This is a genomic window from Mesorhizobium amorphae (assembly GCF_014843845.1).
GTDB classification, from domain to species: Bacteria; Pseudomonadota; Alphaproteobacteria; order Rhizobiales; family Rhizobiaceae; genus Mesorhizobium; species Mesorhizobium amorphae_A.
On the sequence record NZ_JHQS01000011.1, the window covers coordinates 1 to 15,267 of the forward strand.

13 protein-coding genes and 1 pseudogene are annotated in these 15,267 nt (G+C 64.6%); 3 read left to right on the forward strand and 11 right to left on the reverse strand.

Going from position 1 to position 15,267, the window contains the following annotated elements; genetic code table 11:
• A pseudogene (locus DH08_RS05260) lies at positions 1-786 on the forward strand (NAD(P)(+) transhydrogenase (Re/Si-specific) subunit beta); the annotation flags it as partial.
• An 88-nt stretch (positions 787-874) separates the two neighbouring features.
• Here DH08_RS05260 and DH08_RS05265 read toward each other — a convergent pair.
• Genes DH08_RS05265 through DH08_RS05290 form a run of 6 tightly spaced genes read right to left on the reverse strand, consistent with a single transcriptional unit; the run spans position 875 to position 8,017 of the window.
• Positions 875-1,354, reverse strand: coding sequence for a MarR family winged helix-turn-helix transcriptional regulator (locus DH08_RS05265; RefSeq protein ID WP_192178227.1), 480 nt, complete (start codon positions 1,352-1,354; stop codon positions 875-877).
• A complete protein-coding gene (locus DH08_RS05270) occupies positions 1,336-1,920 on the reverse strand; it encodes an amino acid synthesis family protein (RefSeq protein ID WP_192178228.1) in 585 nt (194 codons plus the stop codon). Before DH08_RS05270 ends, DH08_RS05265 begins: the two co-directional genes overlap by 19 nt.
• Positions 1,913-2,794, reverse strand: coding sequence for a UPF0280 family protein (locus DH08_RS05275; RefSeq protein WP_192178229.1), 882 nt, complete (start codon positions 2,792-2,794; stop codon positions 1,913-1,915). Before DH08_RS05275 ends, DH08_RS05270 begins: the two co-directional genes overlap by 8 nt.
• Positions 2,794-4,332, reverse strand: a complete 1,539-nt coding sequence (locus DH08_RS05280; protein ID WP_192178230.1) for a 6-hydroxynicotinate reductase — start codon at positions 4,330-4,332, stop codon at positions 2,794-2,796. The genes DH08_RS05275 and DH08_RS05280 overlap by 1 nt, the downstream gene beginning before the upstream one ends.
• Complete coding sequence (locus DH08_RS05285) at positions 4,329-7,097, reverse strand: molybdopterin-dependent oxidoreductase (RefSeq protein WP_246800690.1); 2,769 nt, start codon at positions 7,095-7,097, stop codon at positions 4,329-4,331. The genes DH08_RS05280 and DH08_RS05285 overlap by 4 nt, the downstream gene beginning before the upstream one ends.
• Positions 7,098-7,156: 59 nt before the next feature.
• A complete protein-coding gene (locus tag DH08_RS05290) occupies positions 7,157-8,017 on the reverse strand; it encodes an FAD binding domain-containing protein (RefSeq protein WP_192178231.1) in 861 nt (286 codons plus the stop codon).
• Between the two features lie 286 nt (positions 8,018-8,303).
• On the opposite strand from DH08_RS05290, the gene pncA reads away from it, so the two are divergent.
• Together pncA and DH08_RS05300 are read left to right on the forward strand one after the other, a co-directional pair.
• The gene (pncA, locus tag DH08_RS05295; protein ID WP_192178232.1) at positions 8,304-8,918 is read left to right on the forward strand and encodes a bifunctional nicotinamidase/pyrazinamidase; all 615 of its coding nucleotides are present in this window, start codon (positions 8,304-8,306) and stop codon (positions 8,916-8,918) included.
• 129 nt (positions 8,919-9,047) lie between these two features.
• On the forward strand, positions 9,048-10,373 hold the full coding sequence (locus tag DH08_RS05300; RefSeq protein WP_428338285.1) for a sodium:proton antiporter: 1,326 nt from the start codon (positions 9,048-9,050) through the stop codon (positions 10,371-10,373).
• Here the strand turns inward: DH08_RS05300 and DH08_RS05305 are convergent, their stop codons facing one another.
• From DH08_RS05305 to DH08_RS05325, 5 genes are all read right to left on the reverse strand, one after another.
• Positions 10,374-11,093, reverse strand: a complete 720-nt coding sequence (locus tag DH08_RS05305; RefSeq protein ID WP_192178233.1) for an ABC transporter ATP-binding protein — start codon at positions 11,091-11,093, stop codon at positions 10,374-10,376.
• Positions 11,090-11,815 (reverse strand): ABC transporter ATP-binding protein, encoded by a 726-nt coding sequence (locus DH08_RS05310; protein WP_192178234.1) that lies wholly within the window; start codon positions 11,813-11,815, stop codon positions 11,090-11,092. Before DH08_RS05310 ends, DH08_RS05305 begins: the two co-directional genes overlap by 4 nt.
• Positions 11,812-12,774 carry a branched-chain amino acid ABC transporter permease gene (locus tag DH08_RS05315; RefSeq protein WP_192178235.1) on the reverse strand — a complete coding sequence of 321 codons (963 nt, stop codon included), beginning with the start codon at positions 12,772-12,774 and terminating at the stop codon, positions 11,812-11,814. Before DH08_RS05315 ends, DH08_RS05310 begins: the two co-directional genes overlap by 4 nt.
• Positions 12,771-13,652, reverse strand: coding sequence for a branched-chain amino acid ABC transporter permease (locus DH08_RS05320; RefSeq protein WP_192178236.1), 882 nt, complete (start codon positions 13,650-13,652; stop codon positions 12,771-12,773). Before DH08_RS05320 ends, DH08_RS05315 begins: the two co-directional genes overlap by 4 nt.
• 219 nt (positions 13,653-13,871) lie before the next feature.
• The gene (locus tag DH08_RS05325) at positions 13,872-15,176 is read right to left on the reverse strand and encodes an ABC transporter substrate-binding protein (protein ID WP_192178237.1); all 1,305 of its coding nucleotides are present in this window, start codon (positions 15,174-15,176) and stop codon (positions 13,872-13,874) included.
• Positions 15,177-15,267: the final 91 nt, after the last annotated feature.

The following is a 15,267-nucleotide window of genomic DNA, read 5'->3' on the forward strand; positions in this document are numbered from 1 at the left end:
TCGGCGGCGCCGACATGCCGGTCGTCGTGTCGATGCTGAACTCCTATTCCGGCTGGGCGGCGGCGGCTCTCGGTTTCACGCTCGGCAACCTGGCGCTGATCATCACCGGCGCGCTGGTCGGCTCGTCCGGTGCGATCCTGTCCTACATCATGTGCAAGGGCATGAACCGCTCGTTCATCTCGGTCATCCTCGGCGGCTTCGGCGGCGAGACGGCAGCAGCGGCGAACGGCGGCGGCTACCGATGACGGCATCGAGCGCACGGTCAAGCAGGGATCGGCAGACGATGCCGCCTATCTGATGATGAACGCGCAAAAGGTCATCATCGTGCCCGGCTACGGCATGGCGGTCGCCCAGGCGCAGCATGCGTTGCGCGAAATGGCCGACAAGCTCAAGGCCAATGGCGTCGACGTCAAATACGCGATCCATCCCGTGGCCGGCCGCATGCCCGGTCACATGAACGTGCTCTTGGCCGAGGCCAACGTGCCCTACGACGAAGTGTTCGAGCTCGAGGATATCAACTCCGAATTCGCGCAGGCCGATGTCGCCTATGTCATCGGCGCCAACGACGTCACCAACCCATCGGCGAGAGACGACAAGGCCTCGCCGATCTACGGCATGCCGATCCTCGACGTCGACAAGGCCCGCACCTGCCTGTTCGTCAAGCGCTCGCTCGGCTCCGGCTATGCCGGCATCGACAACACGCTGTTCTACAAGGACGGCACCATGATGCTGCTCGGCGACGCTAAGAAAATGACGGAAGAGATCGTCAAGGCCATGGATCACTGATCCGTCGGCCGCTTCCTCAAGAACGCAGCAAAAAGCCCGGCCTCGCGCCGGGCTTTTTCTGTAGGCCGTCAAGCGGGCCGGAATTCCTTCACGCCAGCTTGGCCAGCAGCCGCATGAAGGTGGCCGCTTCCTTGGCCGACAGCGGCGCCAGCGTCTCCTCGGTGATGCCACGCGCGAGCGGGATCAAGCGCTCGATCGCATCGCGGCCTTCGGCGGTCAGATTGACCAGCAGGCGCCGTTTGTCGACCTCGTGCTTGGAAAGCTCAACCAGGCCGCGCGCCTTCAGCCGGTCGATGACGCCTTTCACGGTTGCCGCATCCATGGCGATCAGCGTGCCGAGCTGGTTCTGCGAGGTCTCGCCGACATCGTGCAGCTTGGCCAGCGCGGCGAACTGCGGCGGCGTCAGATCGGCGATATGGGCGGCGAAGATCGCAACATGGCGCTGATGTGCCTTGCGCAGGATGAAGCCGACCTGCTCCTGCAGATGGTAGTCGTTGTCCTCGGGCTCCTCGGCCTCGACCAGCTTGAGCCTGACTTCCTCGCCGGCGCTCACCGCAGCCCATCCCATGCCTTGATGTCCTTGGCCGCCAGACCGCCCATGCGATCGTGGATGCGCGGGCCGCAGGTCATGGCGAGACAGAACAGGATCTCATCGGGACGCGGCCCGTCGCTGACACCAACTTCCATGGCGTCGAAATGGCTGCGCACATAGGCGGCGTTGATGTGGCCGAGCGGCACGTCGAGCTTCGCGCCGAAGGCGCCGACCTTCTTTGCCGACGGCACGATCGCCTTGGCGTCGCCGAGCCGCTCGCGCATGGCGTAGCCGCCCGGTACGTGCCAGAGAGCACCATGCTCGAGTTCACCGGCGGAGCCGACGATGGCGCCCTTGCCGTAGCCATCGATCTGCTTCACGTCGCCGCCAAGTGCTGCGATCAGCCGGTCGGCGAGCATCAGCCCGAGCGGCTTGAGATCGTCCATGGCGCTCTGCAGATCCTCGACATAGCGGCCGGCAAAGGGGTTCTTCACCAGCGCCAGGGCCGCGGCGCGGCGGCGCGGCTCTTTCGCCGCCGGTCCGCCGTCATGAAAGATTTCCTCGGTCAGAACCGCGATCTTGCGGATCGGAAACTCAGGCATGGGCAACTTCCTTCCCTGGGATTTTCGTGGGCGCTGTAAGCGCCATGGAACCACTGATGCGGGTTTGACCGGCAAGGAAAATCGCCGAAGCTGATATCAGGCCATTTCGGCGAAAATCATCGGCGACAGCGAGCCCGCTGTCCAGTGCAGTGGCGATTTCTACCGGTGAAAGCGGGCCGACCGCCGTCGTCACCAGGCGGTCGCCCAGGTCGCTGTCGGGCGCCAGGTCGCGCGCAGGCTCGCGCTTGATGGCGGGGTGATCGGGTAGATCGACGGCGTTGGCAATCAGCGTCGCGGCGGCATCGGCCTCGGCGCCGGTTCTCGCCAGCACGGTGACGGCATCGGCGATGCCCAGCGAAAAGGAGCGGCCACGCCATCCGCTGGTGGCGACACCGCGTACCGCGTCTCCCGCGCGAATGACGATCCGGTCCTGCAGCCCATGCACCGTGCCGGCAATGGCGAGGGTCATCGACTGGCCGGTGCCGAGGTGGATGGCGCTGTCGCCGCCATTGTTGACATAGGCGCGGTCGAGCTTTCGGCCGGCTAGCAGCGCGGCCAGCATTTCGTCGGCTACCGAGCCGGCGACGGCGGCCATCGGCGTGATGAAGTTTTTTGCCAGCGGCGCGACTGCTGCTTCCATCCGACGCGCCACCGGTCCGGCAAATAGGCGTGGCTTTGTCGAGGCCGGACGGCGCAATTCTGCAAGCTCTTCCACCAGTTCGGTCAGGACGGTCTGGAATCGCGCTACCGCCTGACCATAGGCGGCCTGGCATTCTTCGGCAGGGCCAAATACCCCAATGATCAGGTCGATCGGCCCATGATTGAGATGAAGCCGCCTGCCGTCGTCGAGCCAATACGCCTGCGGGCCGTTCATCAGCCGGCCCCGTTCGCCGCGCGCCGCAATTGCGCCAGCGGCGGCCAGGGATTGCTTACCGGCGCGCCGGTGCCGCGACGCGGATTGAGGTATTCTCCGCCCTTGGCAAGGATGTCCTCGACGCTCCGGATCTCGGCCTCATAGCCGCCCAGCCTGACATAGTCGTCGCGGCGCAGCGTGAACTCGATCGGCGCCACCAGCGCCGGGGTCGGCACATAGCCGAAGGCACCTTCCGGCACGCGGGTGACATCGACCATCAGCGTGATGCCGCCGCCCGGCCAGACATAGACCGGCGCGCCGCCGACTGTGACGTAGGTCTTCAGGCCCTGTACCGAGCGGGTGAGGTTGACCGGGTTCTCGGTGACGCCGGCGCGCAGCGAGCCGCCTGCACCGCCGATGAAGAGCACGGTGCACAAAGCCGGCTCGCAATTCTCCTCGATCAGACCGACCGACTTCTGCAGCCGTTCCGGGAACGGCTTTTCGACCGGTTTCAGATCGTCGTCGAGCTCGTAATAGGCGAACTGCTCGCCGGTGGTCGATACCATCAGCAGCGACAGGCCGGGACGCGCGCCCTTCTTGACGTTCCACTCGCCAAGGATCGACAGCGGGTCGGAAATGCTGGTGCCGCCCCAGCCGAGACCAGGCTCCGATACCTTGAAATAGCGGCCAGGCGTCGAGCGGCGGCCGATGATCTTTATGCCGGTATCCTGCCAGCCCAGCACCTTGCCGGCCTGATGCTCGGAGACGACGCCGGTGATATGGTCGTCGACCACCACCACCTCGTCGACCAGGCCGCGCCACTGGGTGGCGAACATGCCGATGGTGGCCGAGCCGCAGCCGACGCGCATGCGGTGCTCGACCTTGCCGTCGATGACGGGCGGCTTGCCGGCTTCGACGATAACCATCGCCCCGCCGTCGATGGTGAGCTCGACCGGGCTGCGGTTGCAGAGGTTGAGCATTGCATCGCAAGTGGCGCGCCCTTCCGCCTTGGAGCCGCCGGTCAGGTGATGCACGCCGCCCAGCGACAGCATCTGCGAGCCGTATTCGCCCGTCGTGACATGGCCGATCGCCTCGCCTTCGGTGCGCACAGTCGCCGTTTCGGGACCGATATGGCGGTCGGTGTCGATCTTCACCTTGACGCCGCAGTAGGAGAAGATGCCCTCCGTCACCACGGTGACGAGATCGACGCCCTCGACCTCCTGGCTGACAATGAACGGGGCCGGCTTGTAGTCGGGATAGGTGGTGCCGGCACCGATCGCGGTGACGAAGCGGCGACCGGTGTTGACCAGTTCACCGTTCCACGCCTCGCCCTCGGCAACGAAAGGCACGACCGCGCCGCCGGTTTCGGCCGCGTGGTCGAGGATGGTCAACGGATCCATACGCACGATGCGGCCGCCGACATTGCCGTAGCGGTCGCAGGCGCCGGTGCGACCGTCGGCGATGTAGCACATGACCGGGCAGGCATCGCAGCGGATCTTTTCCGCCACCTGTTTCTCGCCGGGGTCATGGGTTTCGAAACGTTCGGCCAGCTCGCTCATGGGCGTGCCTCCTTGTCGCGGATCGCCGCACGGATGCGGCTCGGCGTTGCCGGCACCTTGGTGACCAGCACGCCGATGGCGTGTCTGATGGCGTTGAGGATCGCCGGCGCCGTCGGGATCAGCACATGCTCGCCCAGCCCCTTGGCGCCGAACGGTCCTTCCGGGTCCGGAACTTCGACGAGAATGGTCTCGATCGGCGGCACGTCGCCGATCGTCGGGATCAGATAGTCGTGCAGATTCTCGGTCCGACCGGGGATGTATTCCTCCATCAGCGCCATGCCGATGCCTTGCGCGATGCCGCCCTCGATCTGGCCTTCGACCAGCAACGGATTGATTGCCTTGCCGACATCATGTGCGGCGGTGATCTTGATCAGCTTCACCGTGCCCAGTTCGAGGTCGACCTCGAGTTCGGCGATCTGCGCGCCATAACCGTAGACGGCGTAAGGCTTGCCCTGGCCCTTGGCGTCGAGTGGCAGCGTCGGCGGGTCGTAGGTTTCCGAGGCGACGAAGACGAGCCCATCAGCATCAGCAGCCAGTTGGGAAAGATCGATCCGCCGTGTCGCTTCGCCCTCGCGGATGGTCAGGCTTGCTCCATCCAGCGCAATGGCCGCCTTATACGAAACGTTGGCAAAGCGCAGGATCGCTTCGCGCAAGGCGCGGCCGGCCTTCTCGGCGGCCTTGCCGGTGACGAAGGTCTGGCGCGAGGCTGATGTTTTGCCGGCATCAGGCGTAATCGCCGTGTCGGCGCTCTTCAGCCGGAATTTTTCGAGCGGCAGGCCGAGCGCGTCGGCGCAGATCTGGCTGATGACCGTGTTCGATCCCTGTCCGATATCGACAGCGCCCTGATGCAGCACGATTTCGCCTTGGGACGACATGCCGACCTTGATCGTCGACGGATTGGGCAGCGAGGTGTTGCCGCAGCCATACCAGCAGGACGCGACGCCGATGCCGCGCCTTTTTGTGCTGCTGCCGGCGTTGGACAGCTCCGTGTCGGCCAGGGCGCGCGTCCAATGCGGCCGCAGCGCCTCGAGACACTCGGCAATGCCGACGCCGGAGTCCAATTTTTGTCCAGTAACCGTTTCGGATCCGTTCCGAAGACAGTTCTTCAAGCGAAAATCGAGTCTGTCGATCCCCAGCTTGCCGGCCAGCTCGTCGTAGAGCGTCTCCTGCATGATCGTCGCCTGCGGCACACCAAAGCCGCGGAAGGCGCCTGAGATAGGCCCATTGGTGTGGATGGCGCGGCCTTCGGCTCGATAGTTCGGCGTGACATAGGGGCCGGAGGCATGCACCGGGACGCGATTGGCGACGGTCGGGCCCCAGCTGGCATAGGCGCCGGTGTTGAAATCGCCAGCAAAGACCATGCCGGTGACATGGCCTTCGGCATCGGCGCCGATGGTCGCCTGCATCTCGGCCGGATGGCGCTTGGTGGTCGAGATCATCGATTCGTTGCGCGTATAGGCAAGTGCTGCCGGCCGTCCCGTCTTCATCGCCACCAGGCCGATGAGAGGCTGCAGCGAGACATCGAGCTTTGAGCCAAAGCCGCCGCCGGTGGCGGTCGGCACGATACGTACCTTGTCGACGGCGAGACCCAGCACCTTTGCCGTGTCGTCGCGGTCCATGTAGGGCGCCTGCGTGCAGGCGACGATGACCAGCGTGTCGCCATCCATGTATGCATAGCCGGCTTCCGGCTCGATATAGGCGTGCTCGACGTAGGAGGTGTCGATGGCGCCCGACACGGTGACGACGGCGCCGGAGAGCGCCGCGTCCGGGTCGCCGCGTTCGACAAAGCCGGAGGTGAGCAGGTTCGCCGGCCGGTGCTGGTGGATCAGTTCGGCGCCACCGGCCTGTGCTTCAAATGGCTGCAGCACATGCGGCAGTTCGGTCCATTCGATTGGGAAATCCGACAAGTCGAGATCAAGGATTGCCTCACGTTCGCCGGCGACCAATGCCACCGCCTCGCCGCGAAAGCGCGAAAAACCTTCAGCGAGAGCCGGCTGGTCAGCGAAGGGGCCGATGACGCCGAAGCAGTTTTTTCCGGGGATATCGGCCGCGGTGAAGACGCCGGCAACGCCGGGACGGGCCCTCGCCCAGGAATCCAGGTCGCCGAAAGTGAACCGGGCGTGATGGTGCGGCGAGCGAACCACCAGCACTGCCAGCGCATCGGCCGGGAAGGAATCGCCGCCGAATTTTTCGCCGCCGGTGACTTTGGGCAAGCCATCGAGGCGAACCGGCGATGCGCCAACAGCAGAACCGGATTGCGGCATGCGGTGGTCGAGGCTTTCAACGTGGCGCGAGGCATCCATCACCGCCGCGATGATTTTTCGGTAGCCGGTGCAGCGGCAGAGCACGCCTCCCAACGCATCCTGTGTTTCCACCTCGGTCGGATTCGGCCTCCGATCCAGAAGCGCGGTTGCCGCGACCAGCAGGCCGGGCGTGCAGATGCCGCATTGCGCCGCGCCATGATCGAGGAACGAGGCCTGCAGCGCCGACAGTTTTCCGTTGGCCAGGCCTTCGACCGTGACTATCGCCGCGCCGGCTGCCGACGCCGCCGGCATCAGGCAGGCGCAGACCGGTTCGCCGTCGACCAGCACCGTGCAGGCACCGCAATCGCCGGCGTCGCAACCGACCTTGGTGCCGGTCAGCCGCAAATCGTCGCGCAGCACCGAAGAGAGACGGCGCACTGGTGGCACAAAGACGCTGACGGCGGCGCCGTTGACCTCGAAGTCGATGTTGGCGCGCCCCATCCCGGGCTGAGCCTGGCTCATGCCAGGCTGAGCCTCGCTCATGCCAGGCTGAGCTTTATTCATGTTGGGCTGAGCTTTGCTCATGCCGCCACCTTGCCGCCGGCTGAATGGTCGATGGCGCCAAGCACGGCGCGGGCGACGATCTCGCGCGCCGCATCCTGCCGATATTCGGCGCTACCGCGGACATCACCGATCGGTGAAAGCTCGTCCATTGGAGCGGACTGCACCGCGGCCGCGAGGGCATGGTTCGCGGGCTGGGCACGCAAGGCGGCTTCGACGCCGGTCAGACGTTTGGCGACCGCCGAGCAGGAACCGACGGCGATGGCGGCTTCGCTGACGATGCCATTCTCGACAACGAGGCGCGCCGCCGCCATGGCTATGGAAATGACGAGATAGCGCCTCGCGCCAAGCTTTACGAAGGTGGAAGTGCCGGTAGCAGCGGGTTTCGGGATGCGAATGGCGGTGACCATCTCGCCCGGCAGCAAGACCGTGCGACGATTGCCGAGGATGAATTCCTGCAGGGGCAAATGACGTGTCGCTTGTGCCGAGCGCAGTTCGACCTCGGCATCGAGCACCAGCAATCCCGGCACGCCGTCGGCGGCCGGCGAGGCGTTGCAAAGATTACCGGCAATGGAGGCGACGTTCTGGATCTGCACGGAGCCGACTTCACACGCGGCCTGCTTCAAGGCATCGAAGGCGGCCGGCAGGGGATATCGGATAAGATCGGTCCAGGTGGTGCGCGCGCCGACCAGCCAGTGGTTGTCGGTCTCGGCAATGCCGCGCAACGCGGCCAGACCGTTAATGTCGAGGACATTGTCGCGAAAAGGTTTGCTGCCTTGCGCCGGATAGAAGTCCGTGCCGCCGGCAAGAATGCGCCAGCGATCCTCGCCAAGCAAAGCGAGCGCCTCGTCGACCGTGGTGGGTTTCGCGTAACGAATCACGCCCTACCTTCCAAAACAAAGGGACCTTCCCAGAAAAGGGCCGCCTCGAAGGGGCCTCCCGACGGATCCTGCCGGCGTCCGGACCGGTCAAATTCATTCGTATGCAAATGATATCAAGCCGACAGGAATTGTCAAAGCCAGAGTTTGCACCGCTGCCCGCGTCGTGCGGGCCGGCACGCAATTGTTATGGCGCTGGAGGTTGACGCCGCCAGCCATCTGGTCAAGTTTCTGCGTCCGGTCGCGTCGGCGATGGAGCCTGAGCCGAGACAGAGAAGAAGGAGGCCCCATGGCCGACGAAGCGCTTGTTGTCATCGACCTGCAAAACGACTTCTGTCCGGGCGGCGCGCTGGCGGTCAACGGCGGCGACGAGATCGTGCCTTTAGTCAACGATCTGATCCGGCGAACCGAGCATGTCGTGCTGACGCAGGACTGGCACCCCGCCGGCCATTCGAGCTTTGCCTCCAGCCATCCGGGCTCGCAGCCCTTCACGATGATCGATATGCCCTATGGGCCACAGACATTGTGGCCGGACCATTGCATCCAGGGCAGCCTAGGGTCCGATTTCCACTCGGGACTGGCCTGGACGAAGGCCGAGTTGGTGATCCGCAAGGGGTACCGCCCGGCGATCGACAGCTATTCCGCCTTCTTTGAGAACGACCATGAGACACCGACGGGCCTCGCCGGCTATCTGCGAGAGCGCTGCATCGACACCGTGACCCTGGTGGGCCTGGCGACCGACTTCTGCGTCGCCTTTTCAGCGCTCGATGCGGTCAAGCAAGGGTTCAAGACGACGGTCCGGCTCGACGCCTGCCGCGGCATCGACCTCAACGGCTCCGTCGAGGCGATGCTGAAGCGGATGCGCGAAGCCGGCGTGATGCTCGAAGACCAGGCCTCGGACTAGACCGTGGGGCATCGGGGGGGCTTCAGACGATTGTCCACGGTTCTGGCGGCAGGCACTTTGGCCGGCGCCATTCTCCTGTTTCCGGGACTAGCCGTCGCGGCGGAAGCCCATGAATTGCCCGGCGCGACCATGTCGCTGTGGTGGGCGCTGCCCTTTGCCGGTCTGCTGCTGTCGATCGCCACCGGGCCTTTGCTCTTCCACCACATCTGGGAGCACCACTATGGCAAGATCACCGCACTGTGGGCGGCGCTGGTGGTGGTGCCGCTGGCGATCGCATTCGGTATCCCCCTGGCGAGCGAAGCGGTGCTGCACACGCTGCTCACCGAATACATGTCCTTCATCATCCTTTTGTTTGCGCTCTACACGATCTCCGGCGGCATCCTGCTTGCAGGCAACATCCATGGTACGCCCCAGGTCAATGCCATGCTGCTGCTGATCGGCGCCATCCTCGCCTCGGTCATCGGCACCACCGGCGCCTCGATGATCCTGATCCGGCCGATCCTGCGCGCCAATGACAACCGGCCGTTCAACGCCCATGTCGTCATCTTCTTCATCTTCCTGGTCTCCAATATTGGCGGCTCGCTGACGCCGCTTGGCGATCCACCATTGTTCGTCGGCTTCCTGCGCGGTGTCGATTTCTTCTGGACCACGACCAATCTCTGGCGCGAGACGCTTTTTGTCGGCGGCCTGGTGCTGATCGTCTTCCTGGCGATCGACATCGTCCTGCACCGCCGCGAAGGCGGCGCGCCGAAGATCAAGGATCCGACGCCGGATACGACTGTGCGGCTTCGCGGCCTGGCCAATCTGCCACTGCTGGCCGGCGTAATCGGCGCGATCCTGCTTTCCGCCAGCTGGAAGCCGGGTATCAGCCTTTCCATCCTTGGCGTCAGCCTCGACCTGCAGAACCTGGTGCGCGACACCATCATCCTGGCGCTGGCCTTCCTGTCACTTCGCGTCTCATACAAGAGCCATCGCGAGGCAAACGGCTTCACCTGGGGCCCGATCGCCGAAGTCGCAAAACTGTTTGCCGGCATCTTCATTTGCATCGTGCCGGTCATCGCCATTCTCAGGGCCGGCCATGCGGGCGCGCTTGCGCCGCTGGTCGCGCTCGTCACCTCGCCCTCGGGCCAGCCCAACGACCTCGCCTATTTCTGGTTGACCGGGGCGCTGTCGTCGTTCCTCGACAATGCGCCGACCTATCTGGTGTTCTTCGAACTCGCCGGCGGCGACCCGCAGCATCTAATGACCGAAGCCGCCTTGACGTTGGCGGCGATCTCGACCGGCGCTGTTTTCATGGGCGCCAACACTTATATCGGCAATGCACCGAACTTCATGGTCTTTGCCATCGCCAGGCATCGGGGCGTCAAGATGCCGGGCTTCTTCGGCTACATGGCGTGGTCGGGCCTTGTGCTGATCCCGACATTCTTGATCGCCGGCTTTCTGTTCTTCGGCTGATTAGCCGACGCCGACATAGCGGCGGACGGCGGAAGGGTCGGCGCGCAGCTCCTCGACATCGACCGTTTCGCGGTTGCGGCCGTTCTCGATGAAGCAGACACGGTCGGCAACGGACAGCACTGCGTCGACGCGCTGCTCGACCAGGATGGTCGAGACGCCGAGCTCACGCAGCTTGGCCACCGTCTCGCGGATCTTTGCGATCATCGACGGCATCAACCCTTCGGTCGGCTCGTCGAGCAGCAGCACCTGCGGTTCGAGACACAGCGCACGGGCCATGGCCAGCATCTGCTGCTCGCCGCCCGACAAAGTACCGGAGCGTTGTCTCAACCGCTGGCGCAGCAGCGGGAAGAGATCGAGCACGTTCTCGCGGGTCGCCTTGCCCTTGGCGCGCGCCATCAGGCCGATCTCGATGTTTTCGGCCACCGTCATCTCGGCAAACAACCGCCGGCCTTGCGGGACATAGGCGACGCCGGCTTTCGGCACCTCATGCGCCGGCAGGCCGGTCAATTCCTTGCCGTCGAGCCTGATCGAACCGGCGCTTGCCGGAACCAGGCCCATGATCGCCTTCAGCGTCGTCGTCTTGCCGGCGCCGTTGCGGCCGAACAGGCAAAGCACCTCGCCCTTGTTCAGCACGAGGTCGAGGCCGTAGAGCACCTGGACTTCGCCGTAGAAGCAGTCGAGCCCGGAGATGGTCAGCGCCTCAGGCGGTGTTTCAATCATGGGGTCGTCCCCAGATAGGCTTGCTGCACCTCGGCGTTGGCGCGGATCGCCTCGGGCGTGCCCTCGGCGAGAATCCTGCCGGCGTTGAAGACGGTGATGCGGTCGGCAAGCTGCATGACGACCGGCATGTTGTGCTCGATCAGCAGCACGGTGGCGCTCTTGGCGATTTCGCGCACCAGCTGAATAAAATTGTCGATCTCGCTGTCGGCCAGGCCTTGCGTCGGTTCGTCGAGGATCAGCAGGCGCGGCTTCAGCGCCAGGCCCATCGCCACTTCGAGCAGGCGCTGATGGCCATAGGAGAGCTGTCCGGCCGGCATGTGGGCGCGGGCGGCGAGGCCGGTGCGCTCGAGCGCCGCCATGACGCCGGTTCGCACCGCACCCTTCGAACGGCCATCGGTCAGCGTGCGCTGCACCGGCAGCGCGACATTGTCGTAGGCAGAAAGGTTGGCGAAGACACTGGTGATCTGGAAGGTGTAGGCAACGCCGAGCCGAACCCTGGCGTAGGCCGGCAGGTTGGTGATGTCGGCGCCATCGAAGACGATCATGCCTGACGAGGGCTGGATGCGGCCGCTGACCAGGCTGACGAAGGTGGTCTTGCCGGCGCCGTTGGGACCGATGACGGCGCGGATCTCGCCCGGCATCAGCGCGAAGTCGACGCCGTCGACGGCACGCAGGCCACCGAAACTGCGCGACAGGCCCTTGGTGGTCAGCAGCGGCATCATGGCAGCCACCCAAGCCAGCGCTGGCGTATGCTGCCCAGAATGCCTTTCGGGAAGAACAGCACCAGCAAGATGAGCGCGATGCCGACGATCAGCAGATAGGCGGAGGTGAAGCCGCTGGTGATGTCGATGACATAGTACATGAACAGCGTGCCGATCAACGGACCGAGCGTGGTGGCGGCACCGCCCAAGAGCACCCAGAGCAGCGGCAGGATGGAATACTGTACCGAGGCGAAGCTCGAGCCGACATAGCCGAACAGCAGCGCATAGGCGGCGCCCGAGGCAGCGCAGATGGTGCCGGATACGACGACGGCGATGAGCTTGTTGGAGAAGGTGTCGTAGCCCAGCATCTTCGTCCGCTCCTCGTTCTCGCGGATGGCGACCAGCACGCGGCCATATCTGGAGCGAACGATGGCAAGCGTGACCAGCAGAACGATCGAAAACAATGCCAGCGCGCTCATGTAGCGTACGGTCGGGTTGGTCAGGTCGAGCGACCCTGAGCCGAGGACCAGGACGCGCGCCGCTTGCTGAACGACCAAACCCTGGTCACCGCCGGTCCATGACGCGAAATAGAGGATGACGAGATAAAACACCTGCGCGAACATCATGGTGACGATCATGAAGGCGACACCCGTGGTGCGCAGTGCCAGCAGGCCGATCACCAGCGCCAGAAGCGCGCCGCAGGCAAGGCCGGCGGCAAAGGCGGCAGGCACGTTCCATCCCAGGTGATAGACGGTTAGCCCGGCGCCATAGAGCCCGGCGGAAAAGAACATGGCGTGGCCGAGGCTGAGCAGCCCGACATAGCCGAACAGCATGTTGTAGCCCATGGCGAAGACCGCCAGCACCATGATGCGGGCGAGCAGGCCGTGGTGATAGTCCGGCAGGACGAAGCTGAGCGCAAAGAGCAAGGCGATGACGCCGAGATGCAGCGCATAGGGCTTTGCCGGCGAAGCTTCGGTCATCGCGACTCCGTCCCGAACAGGCCCTGCGGGCGGAACACCAGCACCATGGCGACCAGGAAAGTGGCGATGATCTTGGCCAGCGTCGGCGAGAAGAACACCGAGATGATGCCGTCCGACAGGCCGATCAGCACGGCGGCGACGACGGTGCCGCGCAGCGAGCCCAGGCCGCCGATGATGACGACGATGAAGGATAGCAGCAGCGGATCCTGCCCCATGAGGTAATGCGCCTGACTGATCGGCACGATCAGCACCGCGGCGATGGCTGCCAGCATGGCGCCGAGCGCGAAGACGCCGCCATAGACGCGGTCGACGGGGATGCCGAAGGCCTGCGCCGTCTCGCTGTCATACTGCGTGGCGCGCATGACAAGGCCGATCCTCGTGCGTGTCAGCACCAGCCATGTCGCGACGAGCAGAAGTGCCGAGGCGGCGATGACCGACAGCTTGTAGCCGGAATAGCCGAACCACGGCAAAAGGATGCGGTAGCTGAAAGGCGGTTCGACCGGCCTCGCCTCTGGACCGTAGAAGGTCAGTGCCAGTTGCTGGATGATGTAGAGCATGCCGATGGTGGCGACGATGGTGGCTTCCGGATTGTAATTGAGCCGGCGCAGCACCAGCCGCTCGGCGACGAGCGCAATTGCGCCGACGATCAATGGCGCCAGCACCAGCGCGGCCAGGAAGCCGATCGCCGGGTGGCCCGAAATCGCCGTCGAGATCGCCCAGGCCAGCACCGCGCCCAGCATGAAGAACTCGCCATGGGCGACGTTGACGACGCGCATGACGCCGAACACCAGCGACAGGCCAAGCGCCGTCAGCGCCAGCACGGCGGAGGTGACGAGGCCTTCGAGGGCGGCAAGGAGGAGGTGGGGTCCGAAGTGCATCGGCTAAGCACCGGCGGATGCGCGAAGCACCCCCCTCTGTCCTGCCGGACATCTCCCCCTCAAGGGGGGAGATTGGCAGTTCCTGCGAAGGCGGCCACCTACCAGCCTTGGCGATTGGCGAAAGCGATGAAGACAGCCAATCTCCCCCCATGAGGGGGAGATGTCCGGCAGGACAGAGGGGGGTGGCTTGGGGCTCACGCTGGCTGGAATGGCCAAGCCTCACAGCGCCTGCGTCGTGTAATCCCCTTCCGGCTCGTAAAGCCCATCCTCGATCTTGGTCTTGTGGACGACCTTGAGCTTACCGCCTTCGACCTTGGAGATGTTCTGGATGCCAAAACACTGGTGGATCTTGCCGTTGAAGGTTTTCGGCCCCTGCGGGTGCTCGGGTCCCTCGGCGAACTCGGTCAGCGCCTCGGTCGCCTCAACCAGCTTGGCGCGATCTTCCGGACCTTTGTAGCCGGCATCTTCCATCGCCTTCTTGACGACGTAGAGCGTTTCCCAGCAGCCGAACATGTGCGACGCGGTGGAGACATCCTTGGGATCGCCGACGGCCGCACCATTGTCGTCGATGCCGACGGCAGCGCGGTAGGCCTTCTGCGCGGCGGAATCGTCCGGCTGCGCATAGCGAGGCGAGCCTTCCCAGAAATGGCTGCCGTCGAGGAATTCCAGCCCGGGGCTGTTGATGTCGGTGGCTTCCAGCGAATCCATGAAGCCGAACAGCTGCGGCCGGTTGGAGCCATAGAATTCGCCGAGCTCCTTGACGAAGGTGAGCACCGCCGGACCGACCATGACGTGGTAAATCACCTCGGTTTCTGCCGGAATCTGCGGGAAATATTTGGTGAAGGAGGATTCCGTCGGCGGGATCGCGATCTGGGCGATGACATCCGCGCCTTGAGCCTTCAGCGCCGGCGGCAGGTAGTCGCGGTGGTCGTAGCCGAAGGCGAAATCGGGGAAGATCTGCGTCACCTTCTTACCGGCGTTGGCGGCGATCCACGGCGCCATCGACTGGATCTGGCTCTTCACGTCGGTGATGCCGGGCTGGAAGACGTAGCGGTTGAGCTTGGTCGAAGCGACGTGATGGCCTTCGCTGACGACGAAATAGGGAATCTTGGCCTCGCCGGCAGCGGGCGCCGAGCCGATGACGACATGCGAGAACAGCGTGCCGAAGACGATGTCGGTCTTGTGCTGGGTAGCAAACTTGCCGACCACTTCGGCGCCGCGGGCGGGATCGGTGCCGTCGTCCTCGATCACCACCTCGACCGGGCGGCCGTTGATGCCGCCGGCATCGTTGATCGCCTTGACGGCGGCAGCGGTGGTCTTCTCGTACCAGCGGCCATAGGCGGCGCCGATGCCGGTGCGGTGCGACTGGAAGCCGATCTTGACCGGTGCCGAGCTCTGCGCCTGGCTGTAGCGGATGAAGCCCGGAGCGACCGCGAGGCCGGCGCCGGCGGCGAGGCCCTTCAATGCGGTGCGGCGGCTAAGCGTGCTTTTGGAGAGATCGAAAAACCCATTCTTGTCAGTCACGGCAGGTTCCCCTTTTTTTGAGTTTTGACCAATGGCTGTAACGAGGCGGGTCACTCCTTGCAGGAGGACCGAAATTGCATGTGTACAAACT

What these genes read in the sequence shown, in the direction of transcription:
- DH08_RS05310 (WP_192178234.1), bottom strand. Translation starts at nt 11,815, where the DNA reads ATGATGCCGCTGCTGACCACCAAGGGCCTGTCGCGCAGTTTCGGTGGC.
- DH08_RS05285 (WP_246800690.1), bottom strand. Translation starts at nt 7,097, where the DNA reads ATGAGCCAGGCTCAGCCCGGGATGGGGCGCGCCAACATCGACTTCGAG.
- DH08_RS05320 (WP_192178236.1), bottom strand. Translation starts at nt 13,652, where the DNA reads ATGCACTTCGGACCCCACCTCCTCCTTGCCGCCCTCGAAGGCCTCGTC.
- DH08_RS05270 (WP_192178228.1), bottom strand. Translation starts at nt 1,920, where the DNA reads ATGCCTGAGTTTCCGATCCGCAAGATCGCGGTTCTGACCGAGGAAATC.
- DH08_RS05300 (WP_428338285.1), top strand. Translation starts at nt 9,048, where the DNA reads ATGTCGCTGTGGTGGGCGCTGCCCTTTGCCGGTCTGCTGCTGTCGATC.
- DH08_RS05315 (WP_192178235.1), bottom strand. Translation starts at nt 12,774, where the DNA reads ATGACCGAAGCTTCGCCGGCAAAGCCCTATGCGCTGCATCTCGGCGTC.
- pncA (WP_192178232.1), top strand. Translation starts at nt 8,304, where the DNA reads ATGGCCGACGAAGCGCTTGTTGTCATCGACCTGCAAAACGACTTCTGT.
- DH08_RS05265 (WP_192178227.1), bottom strand. Translation starts at nt 1,354, where the DNA reads ATGGGATGGGCTGCGGTGAGCGCCGGCGAGGAAGTCAGGCTCAAGCTG.
- DH08_RS05305 (WP_192178233.1), bottom strand. Translation starts at nt 11,093, where the DNA reads ATGATTGAAACACCGCCTGAGGCGCTGACCATCTCCGGGCTCGACTGC.
- DH08_RS05275 (WP_192178229.1), bottom strand. Translation starts at nt 2,794, where the DNA reads ATGAACGGCCCGCAGGCGTATTGGCTCGACGACGGCAGGCGGCTTCAT.
- DH08_RS05280 (WP_192178230.1), bottom strand. Translation starts at nt 4,332, where the DNA reads ATGAGCGAGCTGGCCGAACGTTTCGAAACCCATGACCCCGGCGAGAAA.